Below are 15,836 nucleotides of genomic sequence, written 5' to 3' on the forward strand. Positions count from 1 at the left end.
ATCCGCTCAGCGTCGTCGACGGCCCGTTGTCTGGGAGTCCGCTGACCTCGTTGTGACTCGGCTGGGCGTCGGGTGTAGACCTGAAGTGCGTCCACCAGGTCGCCCTGTCGGATTCGATCAGTGCGGATCGACAGCCCGAAGAACACGTGAGGAGCAATATATGAGCGCCGGAGACAAGATCAAGAACGCCGCAGAAGACCTCGCTGGCAAGGCCAAGGAGGCCGTCGGTAAGGCGACCGACAACGACAAGCTCGTCGCGGAGGGCAAGGCCGACCAGACCAAGTCCGACGTGAAGCAGGCCGGTGAGAACGTGAAGGACGCGTTCAAGAACTGACCTTCGATCACACGGACGCCGGTGACCCCACGGGTCACCGGCGTTCGTCTGTCTGCAGCGATCAGTCCTTGATGAGGAGGATCGGCTTTCCGTCGTAGGAGTCGTACGGGTTCGGCTCGGTGAACCCGCCGTCGTACATGAGGCCGGCCGGGGCGTTGCCGCCCGAGGGTGCAGCCGCGACGTAGCACTGGGTGATCGGTGCTCCACCGTCGAACTCCTCCGTGAAGGATTCGGAGCCGCACTCGTCCCACCCGATGAGCGTGACCTCCTGGACCTTCTCGCCGTCGGCGTCGACCGGGGAGAAGGAGGTCGCGTCGCTGTTGAACGCCACCGGGTCGCCCGAGACCTTCGTCATCTCGAGCCGGATGAGCGTGAGGTCGAGGCCGTCGAGCTCGCCGCCGTCGAACTGCGACTTCAGGAACGAGACCTGCTCAGGCGTCGCGGGCGTGACCTCGGTCAGCTTCGCGCTGATGAGCGCGGTGACGTCGTCGGTGCCCTGCGACTCATAGACGATCTCTTCGTCGATACCGACCTCGGCACCGGGCTCGGTGACCTCACCGTCGGCGGATCCCGATGCCTTCGGCTTCTCGGACGGGGTCGCGGATGCCGATGCGGACGCCGTCTCCTTCGGCTTCGCCTCGGGGCCCGGCAGCATGCCGCATCCGGCGAGCACGAGGGCGGCGGCGATCGGGACGGTGATCAGGGCGGTGACGCGGGAGAGCTGCATCGGAGTTCCTTTCGACAGCGGACTCCTGCAGTCTGTCCGCCCCTGCTCGTCGGCGCGATGGGGACAACTCCCCACCCGGGCACCCCGCTGAAGGGTGTTTCGGCAGGGCCTCCCTCGCCGGTCGGGACGTGTCTAGGCTCGTCGGCATGGACAACCGAGAGGACGTTCGCGAGTTCCTCGTCACTCGTCGAGCACGCATCCGCCCCGAGCAGGTCGAGCTGCCGGCAGGCCCCAACCGTCGGGTCCCGGGGCTGCGTCGGGCTGAGGTCGCCCTCCTCGCCGGGATGAGCGTGGAGTACTACTCGCGACTCGAACGCGGTGACCTGCGCGGTGCCTCCGAGAGTGTCCTGCACGCCATCGCGACGGCACTCGTGCTGGACGACGCCGAACGCGAGCACCTGTTCGCCCTCGCCCGGGCCGCCGGGCCGGTCTCCACCCGACGCCCCACCAAGCCGTCCCGCACACCGACGGTGCGCCCGGGGCTGCAGGTGATCATCGACTCCATCACCGCCGGCTGCGCGATCATCCGGAACGGCCGGATGGACATCCTCGCGGCGAACGCACTCGGCCGGGCGATGTACGTGGACCTGTTCGACGGATCCGACCGTCCCCCGAACCTCGCCCGCTTCTGCTTCCTCGACCGCCCGCACGCCGACCGCTTCTATCCGGACTGGGACGCGGCGGCGGACGCGACCGTCGCGATCCTCCGCGGCGAGGCGGGACGCGACCCGCACGACAAGGGCCTCCACGACCTCGTCGGCGAGCTCTCGACCCGCAGCGAGGCGTTCCGCCGCAAGTGGGGCATGCACGATGTGCGCCGACACACCACGGGCCGCAAACACTTCATCCACCCCGTCGTCGGCGAGGTCGACCTCGTCTTCGAGGCGGCCGAACTCCGCGAGGACCCCGGCCTCAGCCTGATGATCTACGCCGCGGAACCCGGCACCCCCACGGAGGAGGCCCTCACCCTCCTCGCCAGCTGGGCGGCCACCCGGGCACTCGCGACGACCACCGCGCCGGCCGACCCCCACTGACCAGACCTCCACCGACCCCACCTCCGTCCCGACGCACCACCCCGAACCCCAGGAGTCCCCATGCACACACGCACCCTCGGCACCAGCGGTCTCACGGTCTCGGCCATCGGCCTCGGCTGCATGAGCATGACCGGCGGCTACAGCGGCCGTCCCGACCGTGGCCCGATGATCGACCTGCTCCGCTCGGCCGTCGATCGCGGCGTCACCTTCTTCGACACCGCGGAGATCTACGGACCCCACCGCAACGAGGAACTCGTCGGCGAGGCACTGCGCCCGGTCCGGGACCAGGTCGTCATCGCCACCAAGTTCGCGAACCACGTCGACCCCGACACCCACACGGCGACGGGCCGCATGCTCCGCCCGGACGAGGTCGCGACGGCCGTCGACGGCTCGCTCCACCGCCTCGGCATCGACACGATCGACCTCTACTACCAGCACCGCGTGAACCCCGAGCACCCCATCGAGGAGTTCGCCGAGGCCGTCCGCGAGCTGATCTCGGCCGGGAAGGTCAAGCACTACGGCCTCTCCGAGGCGGCCGAGTCGACGATCCGGCGCGCGCACGCCGTCCAGCCGGTCACCGCGGTCCAGTCCGAGTACTCGCTCTGGTGGCGGCGCCCCGAGGAGGGCGTGCTCGCGGCCTGTGCGGAACTCGGCATCGGCTTCGTCCCGTTCAGCCCGCTCGGCAAGGGGTTCCTCACCGGCACGATCGACACGACGACCGGGTTCGAGGAGGGCAACGACCTGCGGGCCAGCATCCCCCGCTTCGCCCCGGAGGCCCTCCAGCAGAACCTGGCGCTGATGGAGGGCATCACGGAACTCGCCCGCGGACTCGACGCCACCCCGGCGCAGGTCGCGCTCGCCTGGCTCCTCGGTCGCGAGCCGTGGATCGTCCCGATCCCGGGGACGACGAAACCGCACCGCCTCGAGGAGAACCTCCGTGCAGCCGACCTCACCCTGAGCGAGGCCGACCTCCATGCGCTCACCGAGCGATCCGACTCGGTCCACATCGTCGGCGGGCGCTACCCGGACGAGCTCGAGGCGCAGACGAACCGCTGATCCGGCTGCGCTGGTGAGCCGGGCGCCCTCACAGGGATCTCTCTGCTGCCGTTCATCCGCGCGGCGGACGATGGGCCGACGCGTCAGGTGGTCGCGTCCGAGGAGAAGCCATGACCGCGACGATCACCGTGCCGACAGGACGCCCGCAGGAACGCTGGGGCATGCTCCGCGCGCGTCTTGCCGGCCGGGCGATCGCCCCGGTCGTCGGCGTGTTCGCCACCGTCGTCTCGCTCATCGGGATCGGCACCCCGTCGTACTGGGGCGATGAGGCGGCGAGCGTCCTCGCAGCGGAGCGTCCACTCCCGGTGATGTTCGGGATGATCGGCCACATCGACGCCGTGCACGGGCTCTACTACCTGTTCCTGCACCTCTGGACCGGCGCCTTCGGAACCGCCGAAGCCGCCACGAGGATCCCCAGTGCGATCGGCGTCGGCCTCGCGGCGGCCGGCGTCGTGGTGCTCGCGCGGTCACTCTTCACCCCGGCGGTCGGCGTCACCGCCGGACTGCTCTTCGCCGTCATCCCGCAGGTGACGCGGATGGGTGCGGAGACGCGCTCGTACGCGCTGGGGATGGCGGCGGTCGTCTGGCTGACGGTGTGGTTCGTCTCTCTCGTCCGCCGCCGGTCGACCTCGCGCCGCAGCTGGGCGTTGTTCGCCGTCGCGAGCGCCGCCTCGATGTACCTGTTCCTCTACCTCGCCATGCTCCTGATCGTCCACGCCGCCTGGATGCTCCTGCAGCGCCCCGGACGCGCCGTGGTCCGGGCGTGGGCCTGGTCGCTCGCCGGGGCGCTGCTCCTGGGCGCCCCCATCGTGGTCGCCGGGATTGCGCAGCGGGGGCAGATCGCGTTCCTCGGGCGGCGCGACTACGCGACCCCGGAGTCGGTGTTCATCGGCCAGTGGTTCCAGGAACCCGTCTTCGCCGCCGTCGCCTGGGCGCTCATCCTCCTCGCCCCGATCGGCGTCCTCACGATGCGACGCGCCGTCGGTGAGCGGCAAGGGCTCGCGATGGTCGCCGTCTGGGCACTCGCCCCGACCGTCCTGCTCATCATCGGCAACGCCCTCGTGACCCCGATGTACAACCTGCGCTACGTCACCTTCTGCGTGCCGGCCGTCGCGATCATGATGGCGCTCGGACTCCGGACGCTCGTCGGGCTCCTCCCGGCGCGCGCGGACCGTGCCGTGGCGACCGCCGTCGGCGTCGTCCTGGTCATGGCCGTCGCGGTCCCGGTCCTCGTGACGCAACGCGGGCCGTTCGCGAAGGACGACGGGAGCGACCTCCGACAGACCGCCGAGGTCGTCCAGGCGCACGCGTCGCCGGGCGACGCCGTCGTGTTCGACCAGTCGGTGAAGCCCTCGCGGCAGTCCCGACTCGCCATCGACCTGTACCCGACGGCGTTCACCGGCCTCGACGACGTGGCGCTCGTGGAGAGCTACCGCGAGCGCCCCGAGTTGGCCGACCTCGCCGCCCCGTTGGCGGACCTCCACGACGAGCTCGCCGGTCACGCGCGGGTCTGGGCGGTGGAGGGCTCCGAGGCGGCTCCGGACGTCGCCGACCTCGAAGCGCTCGGGTACCGGGTCGAGCGCGTCTTCCCGGTGCACCGCAGCACGGTGTACGAGCTGGTGCGCGACTGACGCGTCAGCGACTCCGCGTCGACGGGCCGCGTCAGCGACTCGCGTTGTGCTGGGACACCGCGTCGCTGACCCAGGAGAACTCGTCGACGAACCGCGACAGGAGCCGGGCGAGTTCGGTGCGGTCGCGCTCGCTCCACTTGCCGACGAGCGTGTTGTAGACCTGCTGGGCCGCCTGCCGGTGCCGGTCGAGGGCGATCCGGCCCTCCTCGGTGGCGCTCACGAGGACGGCGCGGCGGTCGCTCGGGTCGGTCACGCGCTCGACGAGCCCGCCCTGCTCGAGGCGGCGGACCTCGGCGGTGGCGGTCGACTTGTCGACGGACATCCAGCCGGCGACGGCGGACATGCGGATCGGCCCGGCCGAGAGCACGTAGTCGAGGAGCCAGGCGTCGGTGCTCGTGAGTGCCGCGCCGTCGGCGTCGTGCAGCGTCCGTCGGTTGTCGGCCCGGCTCGACCAGCGCGACACCGTCGCGAGCGAGGCTTCGATGACCGCACCGGCGTCGTCTGGGCCGAGATCCTCGCTCATAGCTGAATTCTTTCTGAATACGGGCGTTCGGGTGTTCGTTGGACCATACCAACTATATAGTGGGACAGCACCAACTAACCCTCAACTGTCCCCCACCTCGAGCGCTGCGGAGAACACAGCCCATGGAAATCCCCGGATACGTCTGGCTGCTGACGATCGTCGGCATTCTGGCCCTCCTCGCCTTCGACTTCATCTTCCACGTGCGCAAGGCCCACGAGCCGACGCTGCCGGAAGCCGCGAAGTGGTCGGCCCTCTACGTCGGCGTCGCCATCGTCTTCGGCCTCGGCGTCCTCTTCTTCGGCGGTGGCACGCTCGGATCCGAGTACTTCGCCGGCTACATCACGGAGAAGGCCCTGTCGGTCGACAACCTCTTCGTCTTCCTCATCATCATGTCGAGCTTCCGCGTCCCGCGGGCCGACCAGCAGAAGGTGCTCCTCTTCGGCATCGTCTTCGCCCTCATCGCCCGCACCGGCTTCATCTTCCTCGGTGCCGCCGCGGTCAACGCCTGGTCCTGGCTGTTCTACATCTTCGGTGCGTTCCTCATCTTCACGGCGATCAAGCTCCTCCGCCCGGAAGAGGAGAGCGACGACGCGAACAACTTCGTCATCCGTCTCGCCAAGCGCCTGTTCAAGACCACGGACCGCTACGACGGCGACAAGCTCGTCACCATCGAGAACGGCAAGAAGGTCCTCACGCCGATGCTGCTCGTCATGGTCGCCATCGGCGGCACCGACCTGCTCTTCGCGCTCGACTCGATCCCCGCGATCTTCGGCCTCACGCAGAACCCGTACATCGTCTTCACCGCGACGGCGTTCTCGCTCCTCGGCCTCCGTCAGCTCTACTTCCTCATCGACGGCCTGCTCGACCGCCTCATCTTCCTCAGCTACGGCCTGGCGGCGATCCTCGGCTTCATCGGTGTGAAGCTCGTCCTGCACGCGCTGCACGAGAACACCCTGCCGTTCCTCAACGGTGGCGAGCACATCCCGGTGTTCGAGATCAGCACGGGCCTGTCGCTCATCGTCATCATCGGCATCCTGACCGTCACGGTCCTCGCCTCGCTCCTCAGCCCGGCCGGTCGTGCGCACACGATCATCAGCGACGCCCGCACCCAGGCGAAGAAGATCGTCGACCACGCCGACTCCCCGGAGGACATCCCGGACGGACACCACGTGGACGAGGTCGAACTCGAGACGAGCTACACCCGCATGGTCGAGCGCCAGAAGTCCTTCGCGAACCTGAAGCCCAAGCACCAGGCGAAGGCGGCCGACGACGAGGAGCTCCAGCGGCTGCTCGCCCGGGCCCACGAGCTGCAGGCGAAGAGCTCCGATTCGCGCGGTCTGCTCTGAACGGACCGGGAATCCGGGCGTTCACCTCGCTGAACCGATAACGTTGACGTGCGCTCCCAGCTTCGGCCGGGGGCGCACGTCGGACACCTCACCACCCGCAACACGATGATGCATCTAGGAGACGGAACCATGGGTCTGAGTCTGGAAAAGGGCCAGTCGCTCTCACTGACGAAGCAGGACGGTGGCGCACTCACGCGGATCCGTCTGGGCCTCGGCTGGGACGGCGTCGCACCGGTGAAGCGCGGCCTCTTCGGTCGCTCCTCCGCCCCCGACATCGACCTCGACGCCTCGGCGATCTTCTTCGACGCGACCGGCAAGGTGCTCGACACCATCTGGTTCCAGCAGCTCGCCAGCAAGGACGGCTCGGCCACCCACACCGGCGACAACCTCACGGGTGCGGGCGACGGCGACGACGAGACGATCCTCGTCGACCTCTCGAAGGTGGCCCCGTCCGTCCAGCAGATCGTCTTCGTGATCAGCAGCTACAGCCGCCAGACCTTCGACACCGTGCAGAACGCGTTCAGCCGCATCATCGACGACTCGACCCCCGGCTCGCCCGAGGTCGCCCGCTACCAGCTGACCGACTCCGGCCCGCACACCGCGATGATCATCTCGAAGGTGTCGCGCGAGGGCAACGGCTGGGCCTTCAAGGCGATCGGCGAGCGCGCGAACGGCCGCTCCGTCATGGACCTCCTCGGCCCCGCCGCCCAGGTCCTCTAGCACCACCCCCAGCAGTCCCCGGCGCCTCAGCGCGTGTTCCATCGAAGGAGAAGCGATCACCATGGCAGGACTCAGCCTCGAAAAGGGCAACAACCTCTCGCTCACCAAGACCAGCCCGGGCCTCACGGTCGCGACGGTGGGCCTCGGCTGGGACCCGCGCACCACGAGCGGTGAGGCCTTCGACCTCGACGCCTCGGCCCTGCTCATCGGAGCAGACGGCAAGGTGCGCTCCTCGGCGGACTTCATCTTCTACAACCAGCCCGCGGCCGCGGACGGCTCCGTGAAGCACCTCGGCGACAACCGCACGGGCGACGGCGCCGGCGACGACGAGCAGATCTCCGTCGACCTGGGCGCGGTCGCGGCCGACGTCGAGCGCGTGGTCATCGCCGTGTCGATCGACAAGGCCGACGAGCGTCGCCAGAACTTCGGACAGGTGCGCGGCGCGTACTGCCGCGTCGTCGACCAGGACGGCACGGAGATCGTGCGCTTCGACCTCAGCGAGGACGCGGCCCCCGAGACCGCCATGCTGTTCTCCGAGCTCTACCGCAACGGATCCGAGTGGAAGTTCAAGGCCCTCGGCCAGGGCTACACCACCGGTCTCGCCGGCATCGCCGGTGACTTCGGCGTCCAGCTCGGCTGAGCGCCCGACGCACCCCATCACGAGCAGCCACACACGAGAGCAAGGTCGAAGCCATGAGCACGCCACTCACTCCGCCGGACGCCAACGATCAGGCCGCAGCCTCCCTCGTCCTGCACGCACCGGACGCACCGGACGTCGTGCAGGCCGAAGAGGCACCTGGCATGGTCCCGGTCCCCGCTGAACGCCAGACCGAGATCCAGCAGCAGGCGCGGTCCTTCGTGACCGAGGTGGCGACGCTCGACCCGCGGTCCCCCGAGTTCACGCAGAAGATCGAGGGGATCAACCAGATCGGCGGCAAGGAGATGGTGCAGTCCAGCGGCTACTCCTCCCGCATGCTCGAACGATCCTCGACCTCGGTGGCCGGCGCGAAGCGTTCCGGCGACAGCGCGCAGATCAAGGTCGCGACGACGCTCGGCGACCTCCGCAGCACCGTCGAGGACCTGACGCCGAACCAGGCCGACCTCGGTGTCGGCCGGAAGATCCTCGGCTTCATCCCGGGTGGCAACAAGCTCGCGAAGTACTTCCAGAAGTACGAGTCCGCGCAGACCCAGCTCGACAAGATCATCAAGTCGCTCATGGCCGGCCAGGACGAACTCCTCAAGGACAACGCCGCACTCGCCGGCGAGAAGGTCCAGCTGTGGGAGACGATGCAGGCGCTCAGTGAGTACGCCGTCTTCGCGAAGGCGCTCGACGCCGCGTGTGTCGAGAAGATCGACCAGGCGCGCTCCGCCGGCCGTGTCGAGGAGGCGCAGAAGCTCGAGGCCGACGTCCTCTTCCCCGTGCGTCAGCGCCACCAGGACATCCTCACGCAGCTGGCCGTGTCGGTGCAGGGCTACCTCGCGATGGACCTCATCCGGAAGAACAACCTCGAACTCATCAAGGGTGTCGACCGGGCCCGCACCACGACGATCGCCGCCCTGCGGACCGCCGTCATCGTCGCCCAGGCGCTCGCGAACCAGAAGATGGTCCTCGACCAGATCGACGCGATCAACACCACGACGAACAACATGATCCTGCAGACCAGCGAGATGCTGAAGGACCAGACGACGCGGATCCACCAGCAGGCTTCCACCGCCGGCGTCAGCGTCGACACCCTGCAGCGCGCGTTCGACAACGTGTTCCAGACCATGGACGCGATCGACACCTTCCGTGCCGAAGCCGCGAAGAACATGGAGGGCACGGTCACCGCTCTGGAGTCCGGCCTCGAGAAGGCGAAGCCGTACCTCGAGCGCAGCCGTCAGGCTGAGCAGCGCGAACTCCGCTAGTCTCGGCTCGCTGCGAGGTCAGGGCGCTGAGGACGAGGGGGACGAGAGATGGCATTCGGACGACTGCTGAACGCACTGCGGACCGGTGGGACCGATCCGCTGGGCGTCGTCGACGCCGCACCGGCACCGGTGGGCGAGACGGAGGACGAAGCGACCGCCCGGCACCTCGACGAGCTCCGTGACTCGGTCCGCTCCGTGGGGCGCGACCTCCCGACGCTGCTCACCTCGCAGCTGCGGCAGATCGACGACCAGCTGCGGCTCGTGGTCGCGACGATCGCCGAGCAGGGCGCCTCGACGGAGCAGCGGGTGCTCCTCGACGCGATGATCACCGACTACCTGCCGACGCCGCTGCGCTCGTTCCTCGCCCTCCCCGCCGAGGACCGCGGCGACGACTCCCGCAGCACGATCGTCTTCGCACGGCAGTTGGAGCTCATCGAGGAGACCATCCGCGACCTCCTCAACCAGATCCGCATCGGCGCGATCGCCGAACTCTCCACCCACGGCCGGTTCCTCTCCGACAAGTTCCAGGAGCCCGACGCCGGGCTCGTGCTGGGCGGGCACTGATGGCGTCGCTCGTCGCGGGCGCGAACGCCGCGCTGACCGCCGAGAACCCCGGTCTCGACAAGCTCCTCATCGGGTTCGGTTGGGACGTCATCGCGAGCCGCGGCCCGCAGAGTGAACCCGTGCCGCTGGCGATCATGTGCGGCGACGACGGCAAGGCCCTCTCCGACGACCACCTCGTGTTCTTCAACCAGGTCGAGAGCCAGGACGGTGCGGTCACCTTCGCATCCGAGGCCGACGACGAGGAGATCGACGTCGACCTGTCCCGCGTGCCGGACGCGGTCACGAAGATCGCGTTCCTGCTGTACATCGACCCCGACGTCCGGGGGCCAGGGGACTTCTCCCCCGTCCGCTCCGCCTTCGTCCGCGTCGCGACCGCTGACGACCGCGAGCTCGTGCGCTTCGACATCCCGATGTCCGAGGTGCGCTCCAGCCAGGCGCTGCTGCTCGCCGAGCTGTACCGGCACCGCGACGACTGGAAGTTCCGCGCCCTCGGCCAGGGCTACGCCGGCGGGCTCGCCGGTGTCGCGCGCGACTTCCGAATCGACCTCTGAGCCGTGCCACTCAACACCTCCCCGGTGCGACGGGACATCGACTACCTCCGCCGTCGGGTGAAGCCGCGGCCTGAGCCCGTCGTGGCCGCGCCGGTTGCACAGGTGGCGCCGCCGGCGGCGCCGGCGAGCGCTCCGACCGCACCGCCCGCAGCCGCAGCGCCGTCGACCGGGCTCACGCTCGGCGGGCCGTCGAGCCCTGCGGCGTCGACCCCGGCGCCGGCGGCCCCGGCCCCGACGCAGCCGTCCGCGCCGTCGACCGGGCTCACGCTCGGCGGCGGCTCGTCACCCGCTCCGGCCACACCGTCGGCACGCCCTGCGGCCCCCGCAGCGCCGAGCACCCCGCAGCCGTTCCCAGCCCCGACGGCGGAGGAGGTCCGCGTCCTCGACGACGAGACCCCGCTCGTGCGGTTGGACCCACGGCAGTCGGCGATCGGCAGCCTCATCGTCGGCGGTGCGACGGCGATCGTGTGGGAGACCGTCGACCGCGTCACGGGTGTCGCTTCGGCCGACGGCGGAGCCGACGGGACACCGGTGACCACGCCCGGCAACCGACCGCTCCTGGGCTTCGACGGCGGCGACGCGATCCTCGCGCTCCGCCACGTGCACCTCATCCGACGCGCGCTGTTCGTCGGAACGGCGGGACAGCCGCTCACGGTGCAACTCTTCGACGACGAGAACTTCGCCGCCGCCGACGAGGCGGGCGGCGTGCCGGTCGTCTCCCTGCTCCGCATCGGCTCCCGTCTCGAGCTGCGCCTCGAACCACTTCCAGCAGACATCCCCCTCAAGACGCTTGTCCGGCAGTTCGGCTTCGAGCCGACGCCGTACGTCGTCGGCCGCGAACCCCGGAGACGATGACCATGCGCCACTTCAGCTACGTGGACGACAAGCGCGCCGCGAAACTGTTCCACAAGCTCCCCGAGCCCATCAGCATCGACTCACCTCCCGAGCATCTCGCCGCCGCGCTGGGCGCCACGCTGTACAGCCCGGGCACGCGCACCACCCTGGCGAAGGACGTCGTGAAGCAGGCGAAGCACGGTTGCCTGAGCATGGTCCTGTGCCTCGAGGACTCGGTCCCCGACGACGCGGTCGAGGTCGCCGAGACGAACGTCGCGGAGGCGATGCAGCAGCTCGCCGCCAAGCGTGCGGGGTCCAAGCGCCTCGTGCTGCCGCTGCTCTTCATCCGCGTCCGCACGCCGGAGCAGCTCGAGCGGGTCGCCTGCATGCTCGGTCCCGGCCTCGACCTGCTGAGCGGCTTCGTCATCCCCAAGTACGAGAACAGCGACGGGGTGGCCGACCGCTTCTTCGAGGCACTCGGCCGGGTGCAGCGCGAATACGGCCAGGACGGCTCGAACGGCGCTCGACGACTCCGCGTCATGCCGATCCTCGAATCGCCGCGGATGATCCACCGCGAGACCCGCGACGACACGCTCTCCGGCATCGTCGACGTCACGAAGGCCCACCGCGAGGACGTGCTCGCCGTCCGGATCGGGGCCACCGACCTCTCGAGCGCCTTCTCGCTCCGGCGCTCCCGCGACCTCACCGTGTACGACGTGAAGCTCGTCTCCTCGGTCATCGCCGACGTCGTCAACGTCTTCGGTCGCCCGGGCGACGACTTCGTCATCACCGGGACCGTGTGGGAGCACTTCCAGACGGCGGAGCGCCTCATGCGCCCGCAGTTGCGCATGACCCCGTTCCAGGACGCCAACGAGGCGCAGCTGCGGCAGAAGCTGCTGCTGAAGGGACTCGACGGTCTCATCCGCGAGATCGCCCTCGACCAGGCGAACGGCCTGCTCGGCAAGACGGTCATCCACCCGAGCCACGTGCCGGTCGTCCACGCGATGTCGGTCGTGAGCCACGAGGAGTACGTCGACGCGCTCTCCGTGGTGGGCGACGTCGGCGGCGGAGCGAACGCCTCGCCGTACCGGAACAAGATGAACGAGATGAAACCGCACCAGGCGTGGGCGCGGAAGACCCTGCTGCGCGCCGAGGCCTTCGGGGTGGCGGCGGAGGAGACGACCTTCGTCGACCTCCTCGAGACGAGCATGCGGTGACGGTCTGGACGGGCGGCTTCGTCAGCGAGGCCGTCGGCATCCGCCTGCGCTCGGACGAGGCCCGGAGCCTGATCCCCGTGGAGGACCTCGTCGGGCTGGCCCTCCGCGACAACCCGAAGCGCGCGCAGCTGCTCGTCTCGACGGTGCTCGCCAAACACGTCCCGACGGTGCCGGCGCTCGCCCTCGCGGCGGGTGAGCTCCTCGGTCTCCTCGTCCGGTGCGCGCTCGACGGCACCGAACCGGACCCGGCCCCGTTCGAGACGGTCGCGCGGCTCCTCGCTCGTCGCGGCCTGCCGGACACCACCGGGCTCGCCGAGCTCCGCGCCGTCCGACAGCAGCTGGCCGGCCTCCGCGACGCGGCGCCGGAGCCAGGCTCCGAGCTCGTCACCATCGGATACGCCGAGACGGCCACCGGGCTCGGCCACGTCGTCGCCGACGCCCTCCGCTCGCCCTACCTCCACTCGACGCGCCACGAGGAGGACGCCCCCTTCACACCCTTCGAGGAGGAGCACTCCCACGCGAGCGACCACCGGCTGTACCCGAGCGATCCCGACTGGGCCACCGCCGGCGGGACGACGGTGCTCGTGGACGACGAGCTGAGCACCGGCCGAACGGTCCGGAACACCATCACCGCGCTCCACACCACCACCCCGCAGTCCCGGTGGGTCGTCGCCGCCCTGATCGACCTCCGATCCGAGGAGGACCGGCGGGCGTTCGACGAACTCGCCGCCCGACTCGGCACGACGATCTCCGTGGTGGCGCTCGGCGCGGGTGCCGTCGACCTCCCCCACGACGTGCTCTCGCTCGCGCGACAGGTCATCGACGCAGCACCGCCGGCCGCCGTCGCCGACCGGGCCGCCGGGGTGGTCGACCTCGTCGACGCCACCGACCTCCCGCCGGTGCGGAGCGCCCGGTTCGGCACCGCCGGCCGGTTCGACGAGGCGGCGATCCGGGCGGTCGCCGAACGGGTCCTGCCGTCACTCCCCGCCGGCGAGGTCCTCGTCCTCGGCTCCGAGGAGTTCATCGCGGTGCCGCTCGTGGTCGCCGACCAGCTCGACGAGGCTCGCGGGGCCACCCGCTTCTCGACCACCACGCGGTCGCCCATCGCGGTGATCGACCGCGACGACTACGCCGTCGCGAGCGCCGTGTCCTTCACGAGCCACGACCGCACCATCGACGGCCGTGGCCCCCGGTTCGCCTACAACCTCTCGCGCGGCGGATCCCGCTTCGCGGCGGTGGTCCTGTTCCCCGAACCGGGCGCCGACCGCGAGCTGCTGCTCGAACCCGGCGGCGTCGTCGAGGCGCTCCGGACCGTCACCGACGTCGTCCTCCTCGTCCTGCTCGCCGAATCCGTCCCCACCCCAGCCGAATGGAACCCCGCACCGTGACCATCGACGCCGCCGCCCTGCCCGAGCCGCTCACCGGCCCCGACTTCGGGTCGTACGACGCGAGCGAGGTGCAGTGGCTCCTCACCGACCTCGGCGACACCCGCCTCGAAGCCGACGCGTCCGAACGCGAGGCCGCGATCCAGAGCGGCCGCGCGCACTACGCCGAGTCCCTGCCCATCGAGTACCTGCCCTCGCCCGAGTACGAGGAGCTGTACCGGGACGCCCTCGTGCGGTCGAGCCGTCGCCTCGCCGTGGCCGTCGGCGTCGTCACGGACCTCGTCCTGGCGTCCCGCGCGAACCGGCCCGTGCTCGTGTCGCTCGCCCGCGCCGGCACGCCCATCGGCATCCTCATGCGCCGCTGGGCGAAGGAGGTCCGTGGGATCGACGCCCCGCACTACACGATGAGCATCGTCCGCGGCGTCGGGGTCGACGGGACGGCGCTGCGGTACCTCGCCGCCCACCACGACCCCGAGCAGATCGCCTTCATCGACGGCTGGACCGGCAAGGGCGCCATCGCACGTGAACTCACGGAGGCGCTGGAGCTGTTCGCCCAGACCGACGGTGTCCGATTCTCCGACGAGCTGGCGGTCCTCGCCGACCCGGGCCACTGCGTCCCCGTGTACGGCACCCGCGACGACTACCTCATCCCCTCGGCCTGCCTGAACTCCACCGTCTCCGGGCTCGTCTCACGCACCGTCTACAACCGCGAGCTCCTCTCCGACGACCAGTTCCACGGCGCCAAGTTCTACCGGGAGTTGAGCAGCCACGACGTCTCCGGAGCCTTCCTCGACGCCGTGTCGGGCCGCTTCTCCGAGGTGCTCGACGATGTCGCCGCCGGCGTGCAGGAGGCCTCCACGGCCGACCGTGAGCCGAGTTGGATCGGGTGGGCCGCCGTCGAGCGCATCCGCGAGCAGTACGACATCCCGAGCGTCAACCTGGTGAAGCCCGGCGTCGGCGAGACCACGCGCGTCCTCCTCCGCCGAGTGCCGTGGAAGGTGCTCGTGTCGCCCGACGCCCTCGACGACGTGGCGCACGTACTCCTCCTCGCCGAACAACGCGGGGTGCCGGTCGAGGTCGTGCCCGGCCTGCCCTACAGCTGCGTCGGGCTCATCAACCCGCTGAGCGACGCCGCCGCCGGAGACGCCCAGTGAGCGCGCTCGTCGCCTGCGACCTCGACCGCACCCTCATCTACTCGCCGAAGGCGTTCTGGCTCGAGACCCCGGACCCGGAGGCGCCGTCGATCGTCGTCTCGGAACTCTGGAACGGCGTCCCGATCTCGTTCATGACACGCGAATCGGAGCGTCTGCTGATCGAGCTGCGGACGCAGGCCGTGTTCATGCCGGTCACGACCAGGACCGTGGCGCAGTACCAGCGGGTGCAGTTGCCGGGCGGCGCCCCCGACTACGCGATCACGAGCAACGGCGGCGAGATCCTCGTCGACGGGGTCCCCGACGCCGACTGGCGTGCGCGCGTGCGGACGCACCTCACCGACCACACCGCACCACTCGACGAGGCGCTCGCGCGGTTCGAGGAGCTGGCGTCGCCGACGTGGATCCACAAGACGAACGTCGCGGACGCGCTGTTCTTCTACTCGATCGTCGAACGCGACGCGATCCCCGCAGGCTGGTTGGAGCAGGTCGAGCAGGAGTGCGAGCGACTCGGGTGGACGGTGTCCCTGCAGGGGCGCAAGCTCTACTGCGTGCCGCGGACGCTCACGAAGCACGACGCCGTCAGCGAGGTCGCGCGCCGACTCGACGGCCCGCTCGTCCTCGCCGCCGGAGACTCCCTCCTCGACCAGTCGATGCTCGAGACCGCCGACCTCGCGTTCCGGCCGGCCCATGGCGAACTCGACGACGAGGGGTTCGCGCTCGACACCCTCACCGTCACCGGGCGACGTGGCATCCTCGCCGGCGAGGAGCTGCTCCGGCTCATGACGGCCGCGGCGCAGGGCGGACGAGGGATCCGCTGATCCGCTGATCCGCTGACCGCTGATCTCTGGCCCGGCC

The 15,836-nt window shown here is 70.0% G+C and carries 17 protein-coding genes; 15 read left to right on the forward strand and 2 right to left on the reverse strand.

From position 1 onward, the window contains the following. Positions 1–160: 160 nt before the first annotated feature. Positions 161–334 (forward strand): CsbD family protein, encoded by a 174-nt coding sequence (locus ASF68_RS18480; RefSeq protein ID WP_082455973.1) that lies wholly within the window; start codon positions 161–163, stop codon positions 332–334. A 61-nt stretch (positions 335–395) separates the two neighbouring features. Here ASF68_RS18480 and ASF68_RS09445 read toward each other — a convergent pair whose 3' ends face one another. Then, positions 396–1,061, reverse strand: coding sequence for a hypothetical protein (locus tag ASF68_RS09445; RefSeq protein WP_056009591.1), 666 nt, complete (start codon positions 1,059–1,061; stop codon positions 396–398). Positions 1,062–1,207: 146 nt separating this feature from the next. On the opposite strand from ASF68_RS09445, the gene ASF68_RS09450 reads away from it, so the two are divergent. The 3 genes from ASF68_RS09450 (at position 1,208) to ASF68_RS09460 (ending at position 4,782) form a co-directional block, all read left to right on the forward strand. After that, the gene (locus tag ASF68_RS09450) at positions 1,208–2,095 is read left to right on the forward strand and encodes a helix-turn-helix transcriptional regulator (RefSeq protein WP_056009594.1); all 888 of its coding nucleotides are present in this window, start codon (positions 1,208–1,210) and stop codon (positions 2,093–2,095) included. Positions 2,096–2,155: 60 nt separating this feature from the next. Beyond that, positions 2,156–3,151, forward strand: a complete 996-nt coding sequence (locus tag ASF68_RS09455; RefSeq protein WP_056009597.1) for an aldo/keto reductase — start codon at positions 2,156–2,158, stop codon at positions 3,149–3,151. Positions 3,152–3,261: 110 nt separating this feature from the next. After that, positions 3,262–4,782, forward strand: coding sequence for a glycosyltransferase family 39 protein (locus ASF68_RS09460; RefSeq protein ID WP_056009600.1), 1,521 nt, complete (start codon positions 3,262–3,264; stop codon positions 4,780–4,782). Between the two features lie 31 nt (positions 4,783–4,813). Here ASF68_RS09460 and ASF68_RS09465 read toward each other — a convergent pair whose 3' ends face one another. After that, the gene (locus ASF68_RS09465) at positions 4,814–5,305 is read right to left on the reverse strand and encodes a MarR family winged helix-turn-helix transcriptional regulator (protein ID WP_056009603.1); all 492 of its coding nucleotides are present in this window, start codon (positions 5,303–5,305) and stop codon (positions 4,814–4,816) included. A 122-nt stretch (positions 5,306–5,427) separates the two neighbouring features. Between ASF68_RS09465 and ASF68_RS09470 the strand changes: the two genes are divergently transcribed. The 11 genes from ASF68_RS09470 (at position 5,428) to ASF68_RS09515 (ending at position 15,799) form a co-directional block, all read left to right on the forward strand. Further along, on the forward strand, positions 5,428–6,651 hold the full coding sequence (locus ASF68_RS09470; protein WP_056009606.1) for a TerC family protein: 1,224 nt from the start codon (positions 5,428–5,430) through the stop codon (positions 6,649–6,651). Between the two features lie 129 nt (positions 6,652–6,780). Next, entirely contained in the window at positions 6,781–7,371 is a 591-nt protein-coding gene (locus tag ASF68_RS09475; RefSeq protein WP_056009608.1) for a TerD family protein, read from the forward strand. A gap of 61 nt (positions 7,372–7,432) precedes the next feature. Further along, positions 7,433–8,011 (forward strand): TerD family protein, encoded by a 579-nt coding sequence (locus ASF68_RS09480; RefSeq protein ID WP_056009611.1) that lies wholly within the window; start codon positions 7,433–7,435, stop codon positions 8,009–8,011. Between the two features lie 53 nt (positions 8,012–8,064). Continuing rightward, positions 8,065–9,276 carry a toxic anion resistance protein gene (locus ASF68_RS09485; protein WP_056009614.1) on the forward strand — a complete coding sequence of 404 codons (1,212 nt, stop codon included), beginning with the start codon at positions 8,065–8,067 and terminating at the stop codon, positions 9,274–9,276. Between the two features lie 48 nt (positions 9,277–9,324). Further along, a complete protein-coding gene (locus tag ASF68_RS09490) occupies positions 9,325–9,840 on the forward strand; it encodes a hypothetical protein (RefSeq protein ID WP_056009617.1) in 516 nt (171 codons plus the stop codon). Further along, entirely contained in the window at positions 9,840–10,391 is a 552-nt protein-coding gene (locus ASF68_RS09495) for a TerD family protein (protein WP_056009620.1), read from the forward strand. The genes ASF68_RS09490 and ASF68_RS09495 overlap by 1 nt, the downstream gene beginning before the upstream one ends. Before the next feature lie 3 nt (positions 10,392–10,394). Then, complete coding sequence (locus ASF68_RS09500; RefSeq protein ID WP_056009623.1) at positions 10,395–11,246, forward strand: hypothetical protein; 852 nt, start codon at positions 10,395–10,397, stop codon at positions 11,244–11,246. Between the two features lie 2 nt (positions 11,247–11,248). Next, on the forward strand, positions 11,249–12,442 hold the full coding sequence (locus ASF68_RS09505; RefSeq protein ID WP_056009626.1) for an HpcH/HpaI aldolase/citrate lyase family protein: 1,194 nt from the start codon (positions 11,249–11,251) through the stop codon (positions 12,440–12,442). Continuing rightward, on the forward strand, positions 12,439–13,830 hold the full coding sequence (locus ASF68_RS18755; protein WP_162239352.1) for a phosphoribosyltransferase domain-containing protein: 1,392 nt from the start codon (positions 12,439–12,441) through the stop codon (positions 13,828–13,830). Before ASF68_RS09505 ends, ASF68_RS18755 begins: the two co-directional genes overlap by 4 nt. Then, entirely contained in the window at positions 13,827–14,981 is a 1,155-nt protein-coding gene (locus ASF68_RS18760) for a cysteine protease StiP family protein (protein ID WP_162235751.1), read from the forward strand. The genes ASF68_RS18755 and ASF68_RS18760 overlap by 4 nt, the downstream gene beginning before the upstream one ends. Further along, positions 14,978–15,799 (forward strand): HAD family hydrolase, encoded by an 822-nt coding sequence (locus ASF68_RS09515; RefSeq protein WP_056009629.1) that lies wholly within the window; start codon positions 14,978–14,980, stop codon positions 15,797–15,799. Before ASF68_RS18760 ends, ASF68_RS09515 begins: the two co-directional genes overlap by 4 nt. The last annotated feature ends 37 nt before the right edge of the window (positions 15,800–15,836 follow it).

Origin of the sequence: Plantibacter sp. Leaf314 (assembly GCF_001423185.1) — a bacterium.
GTDB lineage: Bacteria > Actinomycetota > Actinomycetes > Actinomycetales > Microbacteriaceae > Plantibacter.